The sequence below is a fragment of the Corynebacterium sp. HMSC070H05 genome (assembly GCF_001837615.1).
Lineage (GTDB): Bacteria > Actinomycetota > Actinomycetes > Mycobacteriales > Mycobacteriaceae > Corynebacterium > Corynebacterium coyleae.
Genome location: NZ_KV833339.1, coordinates 180,356 through 198,351, shown reverse-complemented (window position 1 = coordinate 198,351; position 17,996 = coordinate 180,356). Strand labels below are relative to the sequence as shown.

The window sequence follows — 17,996 nt, the reverse complement described above, 5'->3', positions numbered from 1 at the left end:
GGAGCAAAATCAACGATGGCAAAGCTGTACGCGGGGGGTCAGATCCGCACACTGCGCACCGCTCGCAACCTCACTCAAGCCGATGCGGCGGTCCTCGTCGGTATCTCGCCGAGCTATCTCAACCAGTTGGAAAACGATCAGCGCCCTCTCACGGCGACGGTGTTGTTGCAGTTAACGTCCGCCTTCGGGGTGGATGCTTCCTTCTTCTCCGGCGACGCCGAACGCGAAACCGCAGCCGCCCTTTCGGAACTGCTCCCCGGCATCGCGCAGCACGAGCTGGAGGAATTCGCCCGCCACTTCCCTACCCTTGCGGAGCGTGTCCGAACCATCCCCGAGCGCCTCAACGAGCAAGCCCCCAACCCCTACGAGTACGCACGCAGCTTTTTCCAGGAACACAGCAACTACTTCCACTCCCTGGATTCAGCGGCCGAAACGCTTGCGGAGCATCTTGGTGGCCGCCAGTTGCGCCTGACCCGTCTTGCGTCGGTCCTCGACCGCGACTTCGGCTACACCGTGCGCTTCAACCAGCCTGTGGAGTCGGGTCGCTCCGACATCGACACCACCACCCGCGAGATCCGCCTGCGCTCCGGCTTGAGCGAAGCGCAACAGTGCTTCGAGCTGTCCTACCGCTACAGCAATCTCGCCCACGGCGACGTGATATCAGAGCTCATTGCGCGTATCGACGACACCCCGGCCCGCAACGTCACCACCCACGGCTTAGCCCAGTACTTCGCGGCCGCCGTGACCATGCCCTACTCCGAGATCCTGCAGGCTGCCCACGAGACGCGCTACGACATCGATGTCATCTCGGCCCGCTTCGGCACCGGATTCGAATCCACCTGCCAACGCCTCGGCACACTGCAGCGCCCCGGCGCGCAGGCTGTGCCGTTTGTATTTATGCGCACCGACCGCGCAGGAAATGTGTCCAAGCGCCAGGCCACCACGTCGTTCCGCTTCGCCGTCTCCGGCGATACCTGCCCGCTATGGGTGGTGCACCGTGCGTTTGAAACCCCAAACCGTGTGACCAGGCAGGTCTCCACCACCCCGGACGGGCGCACACAGATGTGGGTTGCGCGCATGGTGCAAGGCCCAGCAGTCGGCTTTGGTCAGCCCCGGCGCGAGCACGCCGTAGCGCTTGGCTGCGACGCCGCATACGCACCCCAACTGGTGTACGCCGACGGCCTTGATCTGGCCCCGGCGTCAGCTACCCCGATTGGTCCGGGGTGCGCGACGTGTCCGCGCACCCGCTGCCCCCAACGTGCGTTTCCGGCTAGTCCAGATCCGACTTTGTAATCAGGCGGCGCGCCGCCTCGGTAATCGAACCTGACAGCGACGGGTACACCGCCATCGAGTTAGCCAGCTGGGTGACGGTGAGGCTGTTGGTTACCGCGATGGTCAGCGACAAGATCAGCTCGGATGCAGTCGGCGCGACGATCACACCGCCGATGACCTGGCCGGAGCCCTTGCGGGCGAAAATCTTCACAAACCCGTACTGCAGGGAACGCATCTTGGCGCGCGGGTTCGTCGACAAGGGCAGCTTGTAGATGTCTGCCTCAACCTTGCCGTCGCGGATCTCCTGCTCGGTGACACCCACGGCAGCGATCTCCGGACGGGTGAACACGGCGTTGCCAACCGTCTTCAGGCGGATCGGGCTGACACCGTCGCCCATCGCGTGGTCAACGGCAGTGCGGCCCTGCTGCGCCGCAACCGACGCCAGCGGCATGAGGTCCGTGCAGTCGCCCGCAGCGTAAATGCCGGCGACGTTAGTGCGCGAGACGCGGTCCACATGAATGTGGCCGGACGGGGTGGTCTCCACCTTTGCAGCCTCAAGGTTCAGATCCGCCGTATTCGGAACAGAACCGATGGACATCATCACGTGCGAACCCTCAATGGCGCGGCCATCAGTGGTGTGCACGACCACAGCGTCACCCGTGTTTTCCACACGCTCCACACGCGCGTCCTTCTCCAACTGCACGCCGCGATCCGCCAGGACCTTCTCCAAGACATCGGCAGCGTCGGCGTCGTCGTGAGGCAAAATGCGATCGCGGGAAGCAACCATGGTCACCTTCACGCCCAGCTCCGCAAACGCAGAGACAAACTCCGCACCAGTCACGCCAGAACCAACCACAATGAGGTGGGTCGGCAGCTCCTGCAGGTCATACATCTGACGCCAGTTCAGGATGCGCTCGCCGTCCGGCTCCGCCCCCTTGAGCACACGCGGGCTCGCACCCGTGCACACAAGCACCATGTCGCAGCTGACGTGCTCAGTCTCACCAGACTCGGTGACAATCTCAATGTCATGCGTAGTGTGACCGACCTGCTTATCAGAGAAGCGCGCACGCCCCTTGACCAGGCGCACACCCTTGCGCTCAAGCTGCTCGCGGATGTCACTGGACTGCTCCGCCGCCAACTGCTTCACACGCTCATTCAGCGCCAGCAGCGACAGCTTCGCGTCACCCAACGTGTGGTTGAGCCCCATATCGTCCGCGCGGCGCAAGTCCGTCTTAATGTTCGCGCCCGCAATGAAGCTTTTCGACGGCACAACGTCCTTACGGATCGCCGAGCCGCCAGCCCCAGAATCTTCCACCAACGTGATGTCTGCGCCGCGTTTCGACGCGAGCAGCGCGGCCTCGTATCCGCCGGGGCCTCCACCCATGATGACAATCTTCTTGGACAAAACGGCTCTCCTCAAAGTTTCAGACTTGACGTGACAGGTTAAACAACGTCACAGTCTACCCGGAGCCGGAGAAACCTCACCCACCCGGAAGTACTGCTCCACAATCGCACCGAACAAACGAACCCCAACCCCAATCGCCCGCTCATCAACATTCAGGTTCCCCTGGTGCAGATCCTGTGGCTCACCCTCACCGTTCCACGCACCCAAGCGCATCATCGCGCCGGGTACGTGCTCGAGGTACCACGAAAAGTCCTCCCCACCGCTGGATTGCGGGGCGGAGACAACACTGTGCGGGTCCACGGACCGGGCGGCTTGGACGGCCAGGGCGGTGGCGGCGTCGTCGTTAAGCACGGGCGGCACACCGCGGATGTAATCCAGGTGGTACGTGCAACCGGTCGGCGCAACGACAAGGTCGATCAGGTCCGTAATCAAGTCCTCGATCTCACGCCACGTCGTAATATCCGCCGTGCGCAACGTGCCTTCCAAAACACCCACTTTCGGAATCGCATTCGCCGCATCACCCGCATTGACGTGGCCAAACACCAACACAGTGCCTGTGCGCGGATCCACCCGGCGCGACAATAACGCCGGCAACTGAGTAATCAGCGCACCGATTGCGTACACCACATCGGCGGTCAACTGCGGGCGCGACGTATGTCCGCCGGGGCCCTGGACCTCGATACGAATCACGTCAGACGCCGAGGTGATCGCACCGGTGCGCACGCCGATCTCCCCAACACGGATATGCGGCTCGGCATGCACCGCATAAATCGCGGAAACATTTTCCAACCCGCCCCACTTGACTACGTCCAGCGCGCCGCCACCCATAACTTCTTCCGCAGGCTGGAAGATCACGCGAACACCCTGCTCAAGCTCGATCGTGGACAACGCACACGCAAGGCCCAGAGCAACCGTCGTATGCACATCATGGCCACACGAGTGCGACACGCCCGGGTTCACCGACGCGAACGGCAAACCGGTTTGCTCCGGCACACGCAGCGCATCGATGTCTGCGCGAAATGCCAAGCGCTTGCCTTCGGTAGGACCAAGGTCCACATACAACCCGGTGCCCGGGAAACGCACCGGCTTCAGACCATGTTCCTCCAGTACGTTGACCAAAAACTCGGTAGTTTCCACTTCCTCGTTGGATAGCTCCGGGTGTGAGTGAATGTGCCGACGCCACCCCACGACCTTGTCCTGGTTTTGATCAAACCAAGCCGCCACGGCTGTAGCGATTCCGGCGTTACTCACGCGTCCTCCCTTAAGGTCGTCCTGTACAGCGGGTACAAGCAAGTGCATATGTTGCACAGAGTCTACGCCGGGGTCGTCGCCACGCTAGAAGCGCACTGCTTTTTCGGTACTGCGTTTTCAGTGCAGTGCTGAATCTGTTCAGCAACGCTAAACACTGGTGTTCCCCTCGGTGCGCCGGGTTGAAGATAGGCGGTGGAAAACCGGGCAGTGTCGTACGGACTGCGGGGCCACTGGAACATGATCGCCTCCACTTTGGCGTCAGGGCCTTGGAGCACGTAGGCATCGTCGACATCATCAAGACTGCCCGGCAACAGCATCGCAGGTGGCACGTGCAGCGCACGAGCGATGCGGTAGAGAGTGCTTAAGGTTGGGTCGGCAGCCCGCTCGTTGTAGTCGTTGCGCTCAATGTTGGACACAAGCGAGCGCGACACTCCAGCGAGTTCCGCAAGGCGCGTTTGGCTCAACCCCCGCATGATGCGCAGCGCGCGAATACGTTCTCCCAAGCCCAGCGCGTAGCTGGCCCAGTGCGAGTCCGGTAGCAATTCCCCCATGACAGCTCTCCCCCTGGCTGTGTCGTTGTGCTGTTGTGCCGTTGTGCTCACAATGTAGCGCAGCGCAAGTGTGCACGCCACGGTTATTTTCGGTTCCGTGGCGCGTAGACCTTGCGCTGCGCTTGTACTGTGCGCGCGTTATGCGCGTTAGAGGTCGATGTTGCGCGGACCGTAGAGACGATCACCGGCATCGCCCAAGCCAGGCACGATGTAGGCGTCCTCGTTCAGCGACGGATCGATCGTTGCGGTGACCAGGCGGACAGGCCCGCCGTGAGCCTTGAGCGCATCCACGCCCGGCTGTGCACTGACCATGCAGATGCAGGTGATGTCGTCCGCACCGCGGCCAACAAGCAGATCGATGGCGTGGATGAGCGAGCCGCCGGTTGCCAGCATCGGGTCCACCAGGAACACAGGCTGTCCAGACAGTTCGTCGGGCAGTGCTTCGAGGTACGGCACCGGTTCGTGGGTTTTCTCGTCGCGAGCCAAGCCGATGAAGCCCACCTGGGCGTCCGGGATCATCGACAGTGCTGGGTCGATCATGCCCAGACCGGCTCGGATGATCGGGACGATGATCGGCGGGGTGGCCAGCCGCGTGCCTTGAGCGACCGCAACTGGGGTTTCGGTGTCGAACTGCTCGACTTTCAAATCACGCGCCGCCTCGTAGATCAGCATTGCGCCGAGGTCGGCCAACGCCGCACGAAAAGCTGCGTTGTCGCTGCGCTTGTCGCGCATAATGGTCAGCCGCGAAGCAGCCAGCGGGTGGTTAATAACCGTGATGTCCATGCCGCCCATGCTAATTCACCGAAGTTTTTTCTCCTACGAGGGAACCGGCGTGGGGTTTTCGCCGTCCAATGTGCATGACTGTCTTTCAATTTGATTCCGCATCCGTGTTTTCCATGACCGATTCTCTACGCAACGACGCAGCCTCGCTGCGCGCCCTCAACCATGTGCCAGTGCCCGATGTGTGGCCATTGAGCGAATTCCACAACGCAGTGTCCACCGCTATCGAGCAAGCGAACAGTGACGCCACTTTGCTTCGCGACGAAGCCCGGCGCATCGCCGCAACCATGGACCTCACCGTTGATGCTGCGTGCGCCGTCGATACCGCCACCTGCCACAAGTTTGGAGCGACACTATGAACCCCACCCTTAGCACCATGCTCGACGCGCTTTCCTCGCTAGGCGGGCCGCCATCAGTGACAAACAACCGCCACCTGAACTTCTCGTTAGATATCGGTACTGCTGCGGCACAGATTTTGTCCATGGCAGACATCATCGATTTTCCGACCCTTCCGGGCTATCGCATGCCGGACTTCAAGGACTTCGGTCCGCTCGCACAGGTTGCTAACGCGAGCGGAGAAACCAGGCTGCAGGCTGCATCCGACCTGGCGGCCTACCGTGCAGATATCAGTGACGCAGTCCTGCGCGGGTCAGTCCGCGCTTCGGCCGCGGTCGCCGAGCTTGTCTCTATTGCAATCGGTCTCATGCGCAACGCCGCGGCAGCGCCCGCGCTTGCGGCGACACCAATCGGCCCAATTGGTGCAGCGGCGTTTGTAGCGGCTCAAGTCTGTCAGGCGCTCGATGCTGCGATGGCGGCTTTGCAGAGCTTGGAGAAGGACCTGGGCACCCTTGCGACGAAACTGGGTGCGTCGACCGCTGCGGCGGCCGCCCGTGTCATGCCGGGTCCGGGCGCGCTCGGTGAGGCAGCGAACGCAGAGTTGCAGCGCCTATCGGCCTCGGTGCCATCATCCCCGCGCCAGCTTGTGGCCGCGGCGCTGCCGACTGCACCGAAACCCGCAGCCACGGTCCCCGCGCCTGCTCCGCCTGAGGTCACGCCAATGTCTGCTCCTCCACCGGAGCCCACGCCAGCACCGGCACAGGGTGGTTCACCAGTCGGCGCAGCCGCAGTGGCCGCAGCGAAAAGCCAACTGGGCACGCCATATGTCTGGGGAGGGTCGAGCCCTGGTGGCTTCGACTGCTCCGGGCTGACATCTTGGGCATACAGCCAGGCAGGGATGGAGATTCCTCGCGTTGCGGCCGACCAGACGGTTGGCAGGCAGGTGTCCTACGAGGAACTGCAGCCGGGCGATCTTGTGCTCTGGTCGGGCCACGCCGCAATGTACGCAGGCGACGGCATGATGATTGAGGCCGGCGACCCGGTACAGATGAACCCGGTGCGCACCGAGAACATCGGAATGCCGTTCTACGGGTTCTGGCGGCCAACCGGTTAATCTGCTGGCTGTGAGTTGAGTAGACTCTCACCCCATGAGTACCCGCGCGATCCTTCCCGTGAAACTGTCCCTGACCGAGGGCGATTTTTACACCCTGTGGGCCCCAACCTGGAAAGAGAAGGGCACGCAGTGGCAGGCCTTTCTTGGCGACGACCAATCGGTCCTCGCCTTCAACTCCCCCGAGGAGCTTCTGGCCTACCTCAACACCAACCCGTCGCATGACCTGAGTGACCACCCAAAGTGGGAGGCGTTTAACACTCAGGGCGACGACCGCGTCGTGCCGGGTGACAAGCAGTACTACGACATCATTGGCGCCCCGAACTTCCTAGCGGGCCGTCCGAGCCACGAGAACGTCTCGTCGCTGGCACGCGTCTTCCAGGTGTCGCGTTCGCTGGCCGAGGTGGCCAGCGCTGAGCATGCGCAGATCTTCTTCGCCTCCCACTCCATTTTGGGCAACGTCAACCGTGGCGCGGACCACTACGCGGGCGAGAACGGCATGTCTGAATGGTCAGGTGTGGGCCGCGTTGTGCTGACCAATTGGAAGCAGGTTGTGGAGTCGCTGGATGAGGTGGTGCGTGTCGTCGATACGCAAGATCTCGACGCGAACGAGGTTGCCGCAGCAGCCACCGCAATCGCCGCCGCGAAGGAAGCACGCGCAGCGGCTGAGGAGCAGCGCCGCGCCGACGAGCAGGCACAGGCCGCCGCGCAGGACCCGTACGATTCCTCCGTTTGGGGCCTTGCTGGCATCGACCCGGTGAAGGTTTCCATCCAGGGCCAGAGCGTGTACACGCTGCGCACGTACCTGAACGGCGCGCCGGTGTTCTTGGGTAAGTACGGCGAGATCATCACCTTCCCGTCCACGAAGCACCTCGGCCGCTGGATTTTGGAAAACGACGACCACGACCTCGCAGGCGTGTCCACTTGGCAGGACATCCTCAACGCGGCAAACGCTGGTGATCTCAAGGTGGAGGTTCACCCGGACAACTCCTACTCGTTTAACGGCATCGCCGCCGACATTGCCAAGGGCACCGACGCGGTAGACACCAAGCAGATGGCCAAGGCCTACGAACTGCTCGCGGACGCCGCCGACTGGGCGAAGGACGATTCGCTGAACTCCCTGCTGCTGGCCAACCCGCGCATGCAGGATTACCTGGCGTACATGCTTGGCTCCACCCGCGCCGCCGGTTACGTTCCGTCCGCACCGTTCACCGATAAGGCAGAAGCGTGGACCGAGATGGAAAACCAGCTGATCAAGCGCTTCTCCAAGTTCTAAGACCTGAGGTTTAGAATGGTCGGCTATGGCAGTGGACCAGGTCGACCCCCTCATCAACGCCATCTATCACTGGATGGACATCTCCGGCGTGCTCCTCATGGGTGTCATTGGCGGCACCCTGGCACGCCAACTCGGCTACGACATCGTGGGGTTTTTCTTCATCGCGATGCTTTCCGCACTCGGCGGAGGCATGTTGCGCGACGTGCTGATCAACGAGGGCACCGTCGCAGCAATGAGCCAGCCTGAGTACCTGATCCTTGCGTTTACCGGCGCGTTGATCGCCAGGTTCACCTACTTCAAGGGCCGCGCATGGGAATTTTTGCAATCGCATGGCGACGCGTTGGTCTCCGCATTGTGGGCGTCCACGGGTGCGTCGAAAGCAATCCAGTACGGGCTTCCGGTTGTGCCCACCATCATGATGGGTGTCTTCACCGCGACCGGCGGCGGCATGATCCGCGACGTGGTCACCGGGCAAGAACCGTCAGTGTTTGGCGGTAACCAACCCACCGTGCTGCCGGCAGTGGCGTGTGCAGTGATCACGCTGATCGGCAACGCCACTGGCTACCTCGCCTGGGGCATGATTCTCGGACCTGTTGCCAGTTTCGCCCTGTTCCTGTTCGGCTACTACGGCAACTGGCGCATTTCCACCGACTCGGAGTTCGCTCCGGTAAATACCACTGTGAACGCGACGGCGACGCAGGTAGCCACGCTTGCGCGCAAGGCTGAGAACAAATCACGCGCGGTGGCCCGCGAGTTGGAGCCAACCCGTGTGCGCTCCTGGCGCCACCGCCAGATGGAGAAGGCGTTGCAGCGTCGCATCGATGCGGAGATCCGCAAGGGCAAGCGCCCGGCGCAGGCGATGAGCGATGCGGATGATTTCCTCACCGAGTTCACCACCCAGTTCCCCGCTATTGATGCGGAGATGCTCGCAGAAGCCACGGGAATTGACACCCCTGTTGAAGACGAGGGGCTCCTCGACGGCATCGGCATGGATCTCTCCGGCGATTCCTACGATGACCAGGTAGAACCAGATCCGGAGGAAACTGAGGCGATGCATGCTGACATGCTCGATATCATTCTTTCCGATGAGAAACTTACCGACGAGCTCATCGACCGCCTCGTCACCCGCTACAAACAGAAGGGGTCCTAAATGATCAAGCGCACGTTGGCAGCAGTTCCGGTGGTGTGTTTGAGCATGGGGCTGTGCTTGACAGCGAACGCGCAAGACGCCGAAACCCCCGCCCCAACCGATGCCATCGAGCCGGCCGCCCCCACCACCGGCTACTACGACGACACCGGCAACTGGGTCCCACCCAAGCGCGACAAAGCACCCGATACCGATAACTGCCCGCAGGCAACCTGGCCGCCGGAGCCTGTCTCCACCTCAGAACGGGCCACAAGCACGCCGGACGCGTTGCCGGTGACCTACGACGGGCCGTGTGGGGTCAGCGTCGCCGACGGTTACGAGGTTCCGCAGGACGTGCTCGCATCCGCGTGGCTGGTGGCTGACCTGGATTCCGGCGACGTGGTGGCGATGAAGGATCCGCACGGACGATACCGTCCGGCATCGATCATCAAAGTGCTGTTGGCATTGGCGGCGATCGACGAACTGCCGCTAGACCAGAAAGTGCCGGTATCCGCCGAGTCCGCGGGCCAGGAAGGCTCCGCCGCAGGCATCGGCGAGGGCGGCGACTACACCGTCAACGACCTGCTCCACGGTCTGCTGTTGGCCTCTGGCAACGATTGCGCCCACGCGCTCGCCCAGGCGCTCGGCGGCAACGAGATGACGCTTTTGAAGATCAACGAAATGGCCAAAACACTCGGCATGACCGATACCCGCGCCACCTCTTACTCCGGCCTGGACAGCGCCGGCATGTCCACCTCCGCGTGGGATATGGGCCTGGCGTACAAAGCGGCATTTGCGAACCCCACGTTCGCGGACATCGTCGCCACCGAGTCCTACACGTTCCCCGGCTTCGACGACTTACCAGCGTTTGAACTGTGGAATGACAACAAGCTCTACCTCAACGACCCTGACGGCATCGGTGGAAAAACCGGCTACACCGACGACGCCAACCACACCTTCGTCGGTGCGGTCAACCACGATGGCCGCCGCCTCGTCGCCGTCGTCCTCGACACCACTGCCCACGAACACCGCGCCTGGGAACAGGCGCAGATGCTGCTGCATGCGGCGTATGGGGTGGAGGGTGTCGTCGCAAAGCTAGCGCCCCCAGAGACCAACACCCCTGAAACGACGAAGGCCGCCCCCTCCCCCACGCCCGAAGAGAACTCCGGTATGGAAGAGGAGACGGCCTGGAACCGTTGGTGGTCCTACCTTGTCGTTGCGGGCGTTGTGGCCCTCGCGTTGCTTGCCGCTGTGGTTAGTCTCGCGTCAGCACGGAAGCGAGGCCAACGCCGATAGCGCCAAGCGCGGCACCGACGCCAAGCGCCTTGCCGGTAGACGCCGACTTATCGGTGTTACGCACCGCACCTGCACGGATATTGATCACGGCCGGCTCCGGAACCTCCGCCGGGGCTGCGTCCAGGGACTCCTGCGTCGTCGCAGTCCATGCTGCAACGTAGAGCACCACGCGCCAGATCAGGTACAGCACAACCATGAGGGTGATGATCGGGCCGAAGATCGCACCCGCCGGGTTACCGGTAGCGGAAGAGATCACCAGGCCTGCGAACTGCTGCAAGATGGCAAAGATAACCGCGCCGAGCAGCGCACCCTTCAGACCTGATTTCACCGGCACCTTCGTGCGCGGCATGTACATGTTCACCCACAGCATGACCAAGAAGCTGGCCAGCACACTGACCAGGAATCCAACGACCCACACCACGAGGCGCGCGCCCGGGAAATCACCGATGCCAAGGCGCTCCATTGCGGTGCTGGTCCAGCCGGACACGCCAACCGCGGTCACGCCTGCAGCCACCACGAACAGGACAATGAGCACGATCAGGCCCAGCAGGTCCGCCAACTTCTTGGTGACAAAGTTGCCGCCTTCGTTCGCATCCACCTTCCACATTGCGGACACGCCCACGCGCAGGTTGTTCATCCACCCCAGGCCGGACCACAGAGTGGTTAGCAAACCGATACCGGCAACGGCACCGCGCTGATCAATAGCAGCATTGACCAGTTCATTGAGCATGTCGCCCAGATCGCCGTCGACCGAGGAGGTGATTTGGTTTTCGATCTCCTGGATCAAATCCGGCCGAGCGCTCAGGAAGAAACCGAGGCCGGCGAAGATCAGCATGAGCAGCGGAAACAGCGACAGCACCGAGAAGTACGTAATGCCACCGGCAAGCTGGTTACCGCCTTCTGAACCGAAGCGCTCGTTCATCCGCAGCACGTGAGCCGCAGCGGGCGCCTTCTCCTCTACTTTCGCCTCTAGGCCTTCTTGCTGTTGCTTCGAGGCGCGCTCGATTCCTTGTTCGTCGGTGTACGCCTTACGCGGCGATGTCGAGGTTGCCATCGACGGACGTCCCTTCTAAACGGATGTGCTTTACCGAACACATCGTAGAGGAGCCTGCGAAACGGCGTAGCGGGGGCGGAGGCAGTAGCAGACTCCTCACACCTTGCGCCAGTTCAGTAGCCACTGTACAGTTCAGCGCATGCTGACCATTGCTTCACGCCTCGACGTCATGAACCGGCTCGGCCGGGCCATGGCGGATCCGACGCGTTCCAGAATCCTGATGACACTACTCGACGGCCCGAGCTACCCGGCCGTGCTTTCGCGCGACCTGGATCTGACCCGCTCGAACGTCTCGAACCACCTGACCTGCTTGCGCGACTGCGGCATCGTCGTCGCCGAGCCGGAGGGCCGCAAGACACGCTACGAAATCGCCGATCCGCATCTCGCAGCAGCGCTCAACGCGCTGGTCAACGCGACGCTGGCTGTCGACGAAAACGCCCCATGCATCGACTCTGAGTGCTCGGTCCCCGGCTGCGGCGAGAAGGGAGCGGACGCATGAGTTCAGCGTGTGGATGCGAACACAAACCCGCCGCGGAGGTCGAAGAGCTCGATCGGCCATGGTGGAAGGACCCCGAGTTGCTACTGCCGATCTTCTCCGGCATAGCCCTCTTCATAGGTCTGGCGCTGGACTGGTCCGACTTGGAGACACCCGCGACAGTACTGTTCTGGGTCGGCCTGCTGTTGGGCGCTTACACGTTCGCACCTGGAGCGATCCGGAACCTTGTCACGAAGCGCAAGCTCGGCATTGGCTTGCTGATGACGATCAGTGCGGTCGGCGCGGTGATCCTCGGTTACGTCGGAGAGGCCGCGGCGCTAGCGTTCCTGTACTCGATCGCCGAGGCACTGGAAGACAAGGCGATGGACCGGGCCCAGAGCGGACTGCGGGCACTGTTGAAGTTGGTGCCGCAGACCGCGACGGTGCTGCGCGACGGCACGGCGGTCGAGGTCGCAGCGAAGGACCTCGTGGTTGGCGAGCTAATGCTCGTGCGCCCCGGGGAACGAATCGCCACGGACGGCATCATTCGTTCCGGACGATCCAGCCTTGACACCTCAGCGATCACCGGAGAATCCATTCCGGAGGAGGTCGCACCCGGCGACGAGGTACCCGCGGGAGCAATCAACTCCGCCGGTGTGCTGGAGATCGAGACGACCGCAGCTGGAACGGACAACTCGCTGACCACCCTCGTCGACCTGGTCGAGCAGGCACAGGCGGAAAAGGGCGACCGCGCTCGGATCGCCGACCGGATCGCCCAACCCCTAGTGCCCGGGGTGATGATCCTGGCGGTGCTGGTCGGTGTGATTGGCTCGCTGCTGGGCGACCCCGAGACGTGGATCACCCGTGCGTTGGTGGTTCTGGTCGCAGCCTCGCCGTGCGCGCTGGCAATCTCCGTGCCGCTGACGGTCGTGGCCGCGATCGGCGCGGCCAGTCAGTTCGGAGTGGTCATCAAGTCCGGCGCGGCGTTCGAGCGGCTCGGCGGCATCCGTCACCTGGCGGTGGACAAGACCGGAACCCTTACCCGCAACCAGCCCGAGGTTACCGGCGTGGTCCCGGCGGACGGATTCGATCGGGCGCAGGTGCTTGCTTTCGCGGCGGCAGTTGAACAGCAATCGACGCACCCCCTCGCCGCGGCGATCGCGGCAGCGGCGCCCGAAGCGCCCACCGCCTCGGACATCAGCGAGGAAGCCGGGCATGGCATCGGCGGCACCGTCGAAGGTCGACGGGTGCTGGTGGGCAGCCCCCGGTGGATCGACGCCGGGCCACTGAAGGCAGACGTTGAGCGCATGGAGTCCGAGGGCCAGACCTGCGTCCTGGTTACCGTCGATGACACCCTCGCCGGAGCGATCGGCGTCCGCGACGAGCTGCGGCCCGAGGTTCCCGAAGCCGTGCAGACCCTGCGCGCCAACGACGTGCAAGTGAGCATGCTCACCGGCGACAACACTCGTACCGCCCGGGCGCTGGCTGAAATCGCCGGAATCGACGACGTGCGCGCCGAGCTGCGCCCGGAGGACAAGGCAAACATCGTCGCCGAACTCTCCTCCAAGACGCCGACGGCGATGATCGGCGACGGCATCAACGACGCGCCGGCACTGGCAGGCGCGACGGTGGGCATTGCGATGGGAGCGACCGGCTCTGACGCCGCGATCGAGTCCGCTGACGTCGCCTTCACCGGCCACGACCTCCGGCTGATCCCGCAGGCTCTGCAGCACGCCCGCCGAGGCAGCAGGATCATCAACCAAAACATCGTGCTGTCTCTGGCCATCATCATCGTGTTGATGCCGCTGGCGATCACCGGCGTGCTGGGCCTAGCCGCCGTGGTGTTGGTTCACGAGGTCGCCGAAGTCATCGTGATCTTGAACGGCCTGCGGGCCGCACGAGCGAAGCGCTGAGGCTACGCCGGAAACGGACCTGGCTCCGCCGCTAGCCCTTAGCGCTTCGGCGCTAAGAACCCAACCTTCTCGTACACGTCCTTCAGCAGCGGCGATGCCACCTCGCGGGCGCGCTCGGCACCGCGGGCGAGGATGGCTTCGAGTTCGGCACGATCCGACATGAGTTCGTCGTAACGCGCGCGCAGCGGCGTGGTGAACGCCTCGAGCGCATCCGCCGTATCCACCTTCAGCGCGCCGTAGCCTTGGCCTTCGTAGCCGGCGACGATGTCGTCGATCGACTTGCCTGTCAGCGCCGACTGAATCACCAGCAGATTGGACACGCCCGGCTTGTTTTCCTTGTCGTAGGCAATCACGCCATCGTTGTCAGTCACGGCGGAGCGGATGCGCTTGGCGGAGGTCTTCGGCTCGTCCAGAAGATTCACAATGCCCTTCGGGTTCGCACCCGACTTGGACATCTTCGACGTCGGATCCTGCAGGTCGTAGATCTTCGCCGCACCCTCGACGATCATGCCCTCCGGCACCGTGAACGTCTTGCCGTAGCGGGAGTTGAAGCGCTCCGCGAGCGTACGCGTGAGCTCCAAGTGCTGACGCTGATCCTCACCCACCGGCACCAATTGCGGCGAGTACAGCAAAATATCCGCAGCCATCAGCACTGGGTAGGTAAACAGACCAACCGACGTGCGGTCCTGGCCCTGCTTGGCCGACTTGTCCTTGAACTGCGTCATGCGGCTGGCCTCACCAAAACCAGTCAGGCACTGCAGTACCCAAGTCAGCTCGGCGTGCTCCGGCACGTGGGACTGCACAAACAGGGTGGAACGCTCCGGGTCAATACCCAGCGCAATCAACTGCGCACAGCCTGCGAGGGTACGGTGGCGCAGCTCTTCCGGGTCCTGGTCAACCGTGATCGCGTGCAGATCCGGAATGAAGTAGAAGGCCTCATAGCCGTCCTGCAGATCAATCCACTGTTTCAGTGCACCCAGGTAGTTTCCCAGGTGGTAAGAGTCGGCGGTGGGCTGAATTCCGGAAAGCACGCGTTGCATGCACCACATATTAACCCGATGCGTATTCGAGGGAACCGAGGGTTGTGTACTCGCTACGATGAAGCCCACGAAAGGAGCAGCGATGACTGTGAGTAACCGCCCTGAGGCAGTTCAAGATGTCAAAGGAGAACGTCCGCCCCGTGGCCAGATTGCTTTCGCAAAGCTGATCCTCAAGAGAGAGCGCGAGGGCAAAGGCAAGATCCGTGTCACTGATGAAATGCGTCGCGTCGCTTCTTTTGACCTCTGACCATGCGCATCACTGTTCTCCAGCCCGACCCGATCAGCCCGCTCCAGCGCCTCGGCCCATGGCTCGAACGCGCCGGCGCTGAGCTCGATGTCGTCGATCTCAACCAAACGCCACCGCGTATCGACGACACCACCTCCGCCCTCATCCTCCTCGGCGGTCGCACCAACGCTCTGGACGCCGAGGCCGCACCTTGGCTGCCCGCCGTCCACGATCTCCTTCGCGCAGCTCATTCGTCAGGCATGCCGGTGCTGGGTATCTGCCTTGGCCACCAGATCATCGCCGACTGCTTCGGGGGCGAAGTTTCCGTCGGCTTAGCCAGTCAGGACGAAGAGGGCGCCGCACGAGTGTCGCTGACCGAAGCTGGTCTTGCCGATCCTCTTTTCGGCGTCCTCGATCCCGAATTGGTTGTGGTCGAATCCCACCACGATGCAGTGGTGTCGCTCCCGCCCGGCGCGCAACTGCTCGCCTCGAGTGCCCGCTGCCCCATCCAGGCGATGCGTCTCGGTTCCATCGTCTCGGTGCAGTTCCACCCCGAATGCTCCCCTGCTGTTGCAGGTCAGTGGGCCGCGCGCAGCGGTTATGACGCTGCCGCCGTGGCCCAGGAGCTTTCGCTTCACGACGACCACCTCACCCACACCGGCCGCACCCTTGCAGCTGGCTTCGTCCGTGCCGCCCAGGCGTGGCGGTAAGCCTTCCGGCCAAGCACCCTTAGTCCACGATCACAGTGGCAATCGCATAGTCGCCGTCGTGGCTCAGGGAGACGCTTTGGACGTGGGGGCCTAACCGTGCGACCTCACCGTGCAACTGGACCACAGGTCGCCCGAATGCGTCGTTGACTACTTCTATCTCGGCGAAGTTGAGCTCGTCCGGGGTGATAAGCGGGGGCTGGCCGATGATCGTTTGGGACCAGGCTTTGATGTAAGCCTCCTTTACCGCCCAGCGTCCGGCGAGCGATGCAGCACGATTCGGTTTCGTGTTGCACGTGCGTATCTCGCGGTCGGTGAACACAGAACCGAAGGTAGAACCTGGGAATTCCATTTGTTGGGCGAACGAGGAAACGTCCACGAGGTCGATGCCGATATGCATGGTCAAAGCCTAGTTTCTTGAATGTCCATCGGGGGTTGGCGTTCGTAATAGAACCTGCTGTGTGGCTGGGAATTTACCTACCGACTAGTAACTTACGGATTCGTAGGTTTAGAATGCCAGCATGCCAAATACGTTTACAGGTGTACATCAGACTGAAAAGGCAGCGGTTCCGGCGCCAAGCCCGGCACCGGCGACCACAGCCCAAAAACACGATGACCTCGTGCAACGACGCACCGAAGCGGCCGAGCCGATGGGATCAAAACCACTGGAGAAGGTCCGCGCAGCAGGCAGACTGACCGCACGTGAGCGCTTGGACTACCTCCTGGACGAGGGCTCGTTTGTGGAGTTCGACCAGCACGCCCGCCACCGCACCCATGACTTCGGGATGCAGGCGAAGCGGCCGGCAACGGATGGCATTGTCACCGGATTCGGCACGATCGAAGGACGCGAGGTCTGCATCTTTTCCCAGGACGGCACCGTCTTCGGTGGCGCGTTGGGTGAGGTCTACGGCGAGAAGATGACCAAGATTCAGCGCCTTGCCGTCACTACCGGTCGTCCACTGATCGGCCTCTATGAAGGTGCAGGCGCCCGCATCCAGGACGGCGCGGTATCGCTGGACTGGATCGCGCGGACCTTCCTGCACAACATCGAAGCCTCCGGCGTGGTCCCGCAGATCTCCGTGATCATGGGCGCTTGCGCCGGCGGTAACGCCTACTCCCCCGCACTGACCGACTTTGTGGTCATGGTGGATGAGACCTCGAAGATGTTCGTCACCGGCCCGGATGTGATCAAGACGGTCACGGGTGAGGAGATCTCGCAGGAGGAGCTCGGCGGCGCCTGGATCCACATGCAGCAGGGCGGCAACTGCCACTACGTTGCGGAATCCGACGAGGATGCGCTCGACTGGGTGGCTGACTTGCTCGAGTACTTGCCGTCGAACAACCGCCAGAAGTCGGCGCCGCGCCCGGCAACCCCAACCGATGCAGAGGCAGACGCCACCGATGCTGCCGCGCTGGATTCACTGATCCCAGACTCGCCGAACACCCCTTATGAGGTCCGCGACGTGATTGCGCATATCGCGGACGACGGCGAGTTCCTGGAGGTCATGGAGCAGCGCGCTGAAAACGTCGTCACTGCGTTTGGTCGGATTGAGGACCAGCCGGTGGGCTTCGTCGCTAATCAGCCCATGGTGCTCGCAGGTTGCTTGGACATTGACTCGGCGGAAAAGGCCGCGCGCTTCATCCGCACCTGCGACAGCTTCAACATCCCAATTGTCATGCTGGTGGACGTTCCCGGCTTCTTGCCCGGCGCGAACCAGGAACACAGCGGCATTCTGCGCCGCGGCGCGAAGCTGCTGTACGCCTACGGCGAGGCAACCGTGCCGAAGGTGACCGTGACCATGCGCAAGGCGTACGGCGGCGCGTATTGCGTGATGGGTTCGAAGGGCCTCGGCGCCGATGTGAACTTGGCGTGGCCGACCGCGCAGATCGCGGTGATGGGTGCGTCTGGCGCAGTCGGCTTTATCAACCGCAAAGACATTGCTAACGCCCGCGACTCCGGTGTGAGCGACGAGGAGCTCCGCGAACTGATTGCGAAGTACGAGCGCGACTACGAAGACGAGATGCTCAACCCGTACAAGGCCGCTGAGCGCGGTCTGATCGATTCGGTCATCCTCCCAAGCGAAACCCCTGCGGTTCTCGCAGCGCAACTGCGTTTCTTCCGTGACAAGACCGTGGCGCGTCCGATGCGCAAGCACGGCAATATCCCGCTCTAATCC

The 17,996-nt window shown here is 62.8% G+C and carries 18 protein-coding genes; 11 read left to right on the top strand and 7 right to left on the bottom strand.

Translation table 11 applies throughout. The annotated features are described in order from the left end of the window. Positions 1 to 15 precede the first annotated feature (15 nt). Positions 16 to 1,293, top strand: coding sequence for a helix-turn-helix domain-containing protein (locus HMPREF2617_RS07945; RefSeq protein WP_070614309.1), 1,278 nt, complete (start codon positions 16 to 18; stop codon positions 1,291 to 1,293). Here HMPREF2617_RS07945 and HMPREF2617_RS07940 read toward each other — a convergent pair. The 4 genes from HMPREF2617_RS07940 to upp form a co-directional block, all read right to left on the bottom strand. After that, on the bottom strand, positions 1,271 to 2,677 hold the full coding sequence (locus HMPREF2617_RS07940) for an NAD(P)H-quinone dehydrogenase (protein ID WP_070450406.1): 1,407 nt from the start codon (positions 2,675 to 2,677) through the stop codon (positions 1,271 to 1,273). The two genes, HMPREF2617_RS07945 and HMPREF2617_RS07940, sit on opposite strands and share 23 nt — an antisense overlap. 48 nt (positions 2,678 to 2,725) lie before the next feature. Further along, on the bottom strand, positions 2,726 to 3,928 hold the full coding sequence (locus HMPREF2617_RS07935) for an amidohydrolase (RefSeq protein WP_246815296.1): 1,203 nt from the start codon (positions 3,926 to 3,928) through the stop codon (positions 2,726 to 2,728). A gap of 62 nt (positions 3,929 to 3,990) precedes the next feature. Beyond that, positions 3,991 to 4,479 (bottom strand): helix-turn-helix domain-containing protein, encoded by a 489-nt coding sequence (locus HMPREF2617_RS07930; RefSeq protein WP_070482389.1) that lies wholly within the window; start codon positions 4,477 to 4,479, stop codon positions 3,991 to 3,993. Positions 4,480 to 4,626: 147 nt separating this feature from the next. Further along, on the bottom strand, positions 4,627 to 5,262 hold the full coding sequence (upp, locus tag HMPREF2617_RS07925) for a uracil phosphoribosyltransferase (RefSeq protein WP_070614321.1): 636 nt from the start codon (positions 5,260 to 5,262) through the stop codon (positions 4,627 to 4,629). A 74-nt stretch (positions 5,263 to 5,336) separates the two neighbouring features. Between upp and HMPREF2617_RS07920 the strand changes: the two genes are divergently transcribed. From HMPREF2617_RS07920 to HMPREF2617_RS07900, 5 genes are read left to right on the top strand one after another with little or no spacing between them, the layout of a single operon-like run. Next, on the top strand, positions 5,337 to 5,618 hold the full coding sequence (locus tag HMPREF2617_RS07920; protein ID WP_070771954.1) for a hypothetical protein: 282 nt from the start codon (positions 5,337 to 5,339) through the stop codon (positions 5,616 to 5,618). Continuing rightward, positions 5,615 to 6,709, top strand: coding sequence for a C40 family peptidase (locus tag HMPREF2617_RS11735; RefSeq protein ID WP_246821151.1), 1,095 nt, complete (start codon positions 5,615 to 5,617; stop codon positions 6,707 to 6,709). Before HMPREF2617_RS07920 ends, HMPREF2617_RS11735 begins: the two co-directional genes overlap by 4 nt. Positions 6,710 to 6,743: 34 nt before the next feature. Next, entirely contained in the window at positions 6,744 to 7,982 is a 1,239-nt protein-coding gene (locus tag HMPREF2617_RS07910) for a hypothetical protein (protein WP_070840465.1), read from the top strand. Between the two features lie 25 nt (positions 7,983 to 8,007). Continuing rightward, a complete protein-coding gene (locus tag HMPREF2617_RS07905) occupies positions 8,008 to 9,132 on the top strand; it encodes a trimeric intracellular cation channel family protein (RefSeq protein WP_083279474.1) in 1,125 nt (374 codons plus the stop codon). After that, complete coding sequence (locus tag HMPREF2617_RS07900) at positions 9,133 to 10,404, top strand: D-alanyl-D-alanine carboxypeptidase family protein (RefSeq protein ID WP_245167944.1); 1,272 nt, start codon at positions 9,133 to 9,135, stop codon at positions 10,402 to 10,404. Here HMPREF2617_RS07900 and HMPREF2617_RS07895 read toward each other — a convergent pair. Then, complete coding sequence (locus tag HMPREF2617_RS07895) at positions 10,364 to 11,458, bottom strand: YhjD/YihY/BrkB family envelope integrity protein (protein ID WP_070450414.1); 1,095 nt, start codon at positions 11,456 to 11,458, stop codon at positions 10,364 to 10,366. The genes HMPREF2617_RS07900 and HMPREF2617_RS07895 overlap by 41 nt on opposite strands. 139 nt (positions 11,459 to 11,597) lie before the next feature. Here HMPREF2617_RS07895 and HMPREF2617_RS07890 point away from each other — a divergent pair, with 139 nt between their 5' ends. Beyond that, a complete protein-coding gene (locus HMPREF2617_RS07890; RefSeq protein WP_070422823.1) occupies positions 11,598 to 11,957 on the top strand; it encodes a Cd(II)/Pb(II)-sensing metalloregulatory transcriptional regulator CmtR in 360 nt (119 codons plus the stop codon). Continuing rightward, positions 11,954 to 13,846, top strand: a complete 1,893-nt coding sequence (locus tag HMPREF2617_RS07885; protein WP_070840464.1) for a heavy metal translocating P-type ATPase — start codon at positions 11,954 to 11,956, stop codon at positions 13,844 to 13,846. The genes HMPREF2617_RS07890 and HMPREF2617_RS07885 overlap by 4 nt, the downstream gene beginning before the upstream one ends. A 38-nt stretch (positions 13,847 to 13,884) precedes the next feature. On the opposite strand, the gene trpS is transcribed toward HMPREF2617_RS07885, so the two are convergent. Further along, positions 13,885 to 14,895, bottom strand: a complete 1,011-nt coding sequence (gene trpS, locus HMPREF2617_RS07880) for a tryptophan--tRNA ligase (protein ID WP_070570522.1) — start codon at positions 14,893 to 14,895, stop codon at positions 13,885 to 13,887. Between the two features lie 73 nt (positions 14,896 to 14,968). Here trpS and HMPREF2617_RS11915 point away from each other — a divergent pair, with 73 nt between their 5' ends. Next, positions 14,969 to 15,133, top strand: coding sequence for an RNA helicase (locus HMPREF2617_RS11915; protein ID WP_141750460.1), 165 nt, complete (start codon positions 14,969 to 14,971; stop codon positions 15,131 to 15,133). 2 nt (positions 15,134 to 15,135) lie between these two features. Next, entirely contained in the window at positions 15,136 to 15,822 is a 687-nt protein-coding gene (locus HMPREF2617_RS07875; RefSeq protein WP_070840463.1) for a type 1 glutamine amidotransferase, read from the top strand. Between the two features lie 19 nt (positions 15,823 to 15,841). Here the strand turns inward: HMPREF2617_RS07875 and HMPREF2617_RS07870 are convergent, their stop codons facing one another. Next, positions 15,842 to 16,219, bottom strand: coding sequence for a holo-ACP synthase AcpS (locus tag HMPREF2617_RS07870; RefSeq protein ID WP_070422877.1), 378 nt, complete (start codon positions 16,217 to 16,219; stop codon positions 15,842 to 15,844). A gap of 121 nt (positions 16,220 to 16,340) precedes the next feature. Between HMPREF2617_RS07870 and HMPREF2617_RS07865 the strand changes: the two genes are divergently transcribed. Continuing rightward, a complete protein-coding gene (locus HMPREF2617_RS07865) occupies positions 16,341 to 17,993 on the top strand; it encodes an acyl-CoA carboxylase subunit beta (protein WP_070840462.1) in 1,653 nt (550 codons plus the stop codon). Positions 17,994 to 17,996: the final 3 nt, after the last annotated feature.

What these genes read in the sequence shown, in the direction of transcription:
- HMPREF2617_RS07945 (WP_070614309.1), top strand. Translation starts at nt 16, where the DNA reads ATGGCAAAGCTGTACGCGGGGGGTCAGATCCGCACACTGCGCACCGCT.
- HMPREF2617_RS07930 (WP_070482389.1), bottom strand. Translation starts at nt 4,479, where the DNA reads ATGGGGGAATTGCTACCGGACTCGCACTGGGCCAGCTACGCGCTGGGC.
- upp (WP_070614321.1), bottom strand. Translation starts at nt 5,262, where the DNA reads ATGGACATCACGGTTATTAACCACCCGCTGGCTGCTTCGCGGCTGACC.
- HMPREF2617_RS07920 (WP_070771954.1), top strand. Translation starts at nt 5,337, where the DNA reads ATGACTGTCTTTCAATTTGATTCCGCATCCGTGTTTTCCATGACCGAT.
- HMPREF2617_RS11735 (WP_246821151.1), top strand. Translation starts at nt 5,615, where the DNA reads ATGAACCCCACCCTTAGCACCATGCTCGACGCGCTTTCCTCGCTAGGC.
- HMPREF2617_RS07910 (WP_070840465.1), top strand. Translation starts at nt 6,744, where the DNA reads ATGAGTACCCGCGCGATCCTTCCCGTGAAACTGTCCCTGACCGAGGGC.
- HMPREF2617_RS07905 (WP_083279474.1), top strand. Translation starts at nt 8,008, where the DNA reads ATGGCAGTGGACCAGGTCGACCCCCTCATCAACGCCATCTATCACTGG.
- HMPREF2617_RS07900 (WP_245167944.1), top strand. Translation starts at nt 9,133, where the DNA reads ATGATCAAGCGCACGTTGGCAGCAGTTCCGGTGGTGTGTTTGAGCATG.
- HMPREF2617_RS07895 (WP_070450414.1), bottom strand. Translation starts at nt 11,458, where the DNA reads ATGGCAACCTCGACATCGCCGCGTAAGGCGTACACCGACGAACAAGGA.
- HMPREF2617_RS07890 (WP_070422823.1), top strand. Translation starts at nt 11,598, where the DNA reads ATGCTGACCATTGCTTCACGCCTCGACGTCATGAACCGGCTCGGCCGG.
- HMPREF2617_RS07885 (WP_070840464.1), top strand. Translation starts at nt 11,954, where the DNA reads ATGAGTTCAGCGTGTGGATGCGAACACAAACCCGCCGCGGAGGTCGAA.
- trpS (WP_070570522.1), bottom strand. Translation starts at nt 14,895, where the DNA reads ATGTGGTGCATGCAACGCGTGCTTTCCGGAATTCAGCCCACCGCCGAC.
- HMPREF2617_RS11915 (WP_141750460.1), top strand. Translation starts at nt 14,969, where the DNA reads ATGACTGTGAGTAACCGCCCTGAGGCAGTTCAAGATGTCAAAGGAGAA.
- HMPREF2617_RS07875 (WP_070840463.1), top strand. Translation starts at nt 15,136, where the DNA reads ATGCGCATCACTGTTCTCCAGCCCGACCCGATCAGCCCGCTCCAGCGC.
- HMPREF2617_RS07870 (WP_070422877.1), bottom strand. Translation starts at nt 16,219, where the DNA reads ATGCATATCGGCATCGACCTCGTGGACGTTTCCTCGTTCGCCCAACAA.
- HMPREF2617_RS07865 (WP_070840462.1), top strand. Translation starts at nt 16,341, where the DNA reads ATGCCAAATACGTTTACAGGTGTACATCAGACTGAAAAGGCAGCGGTT.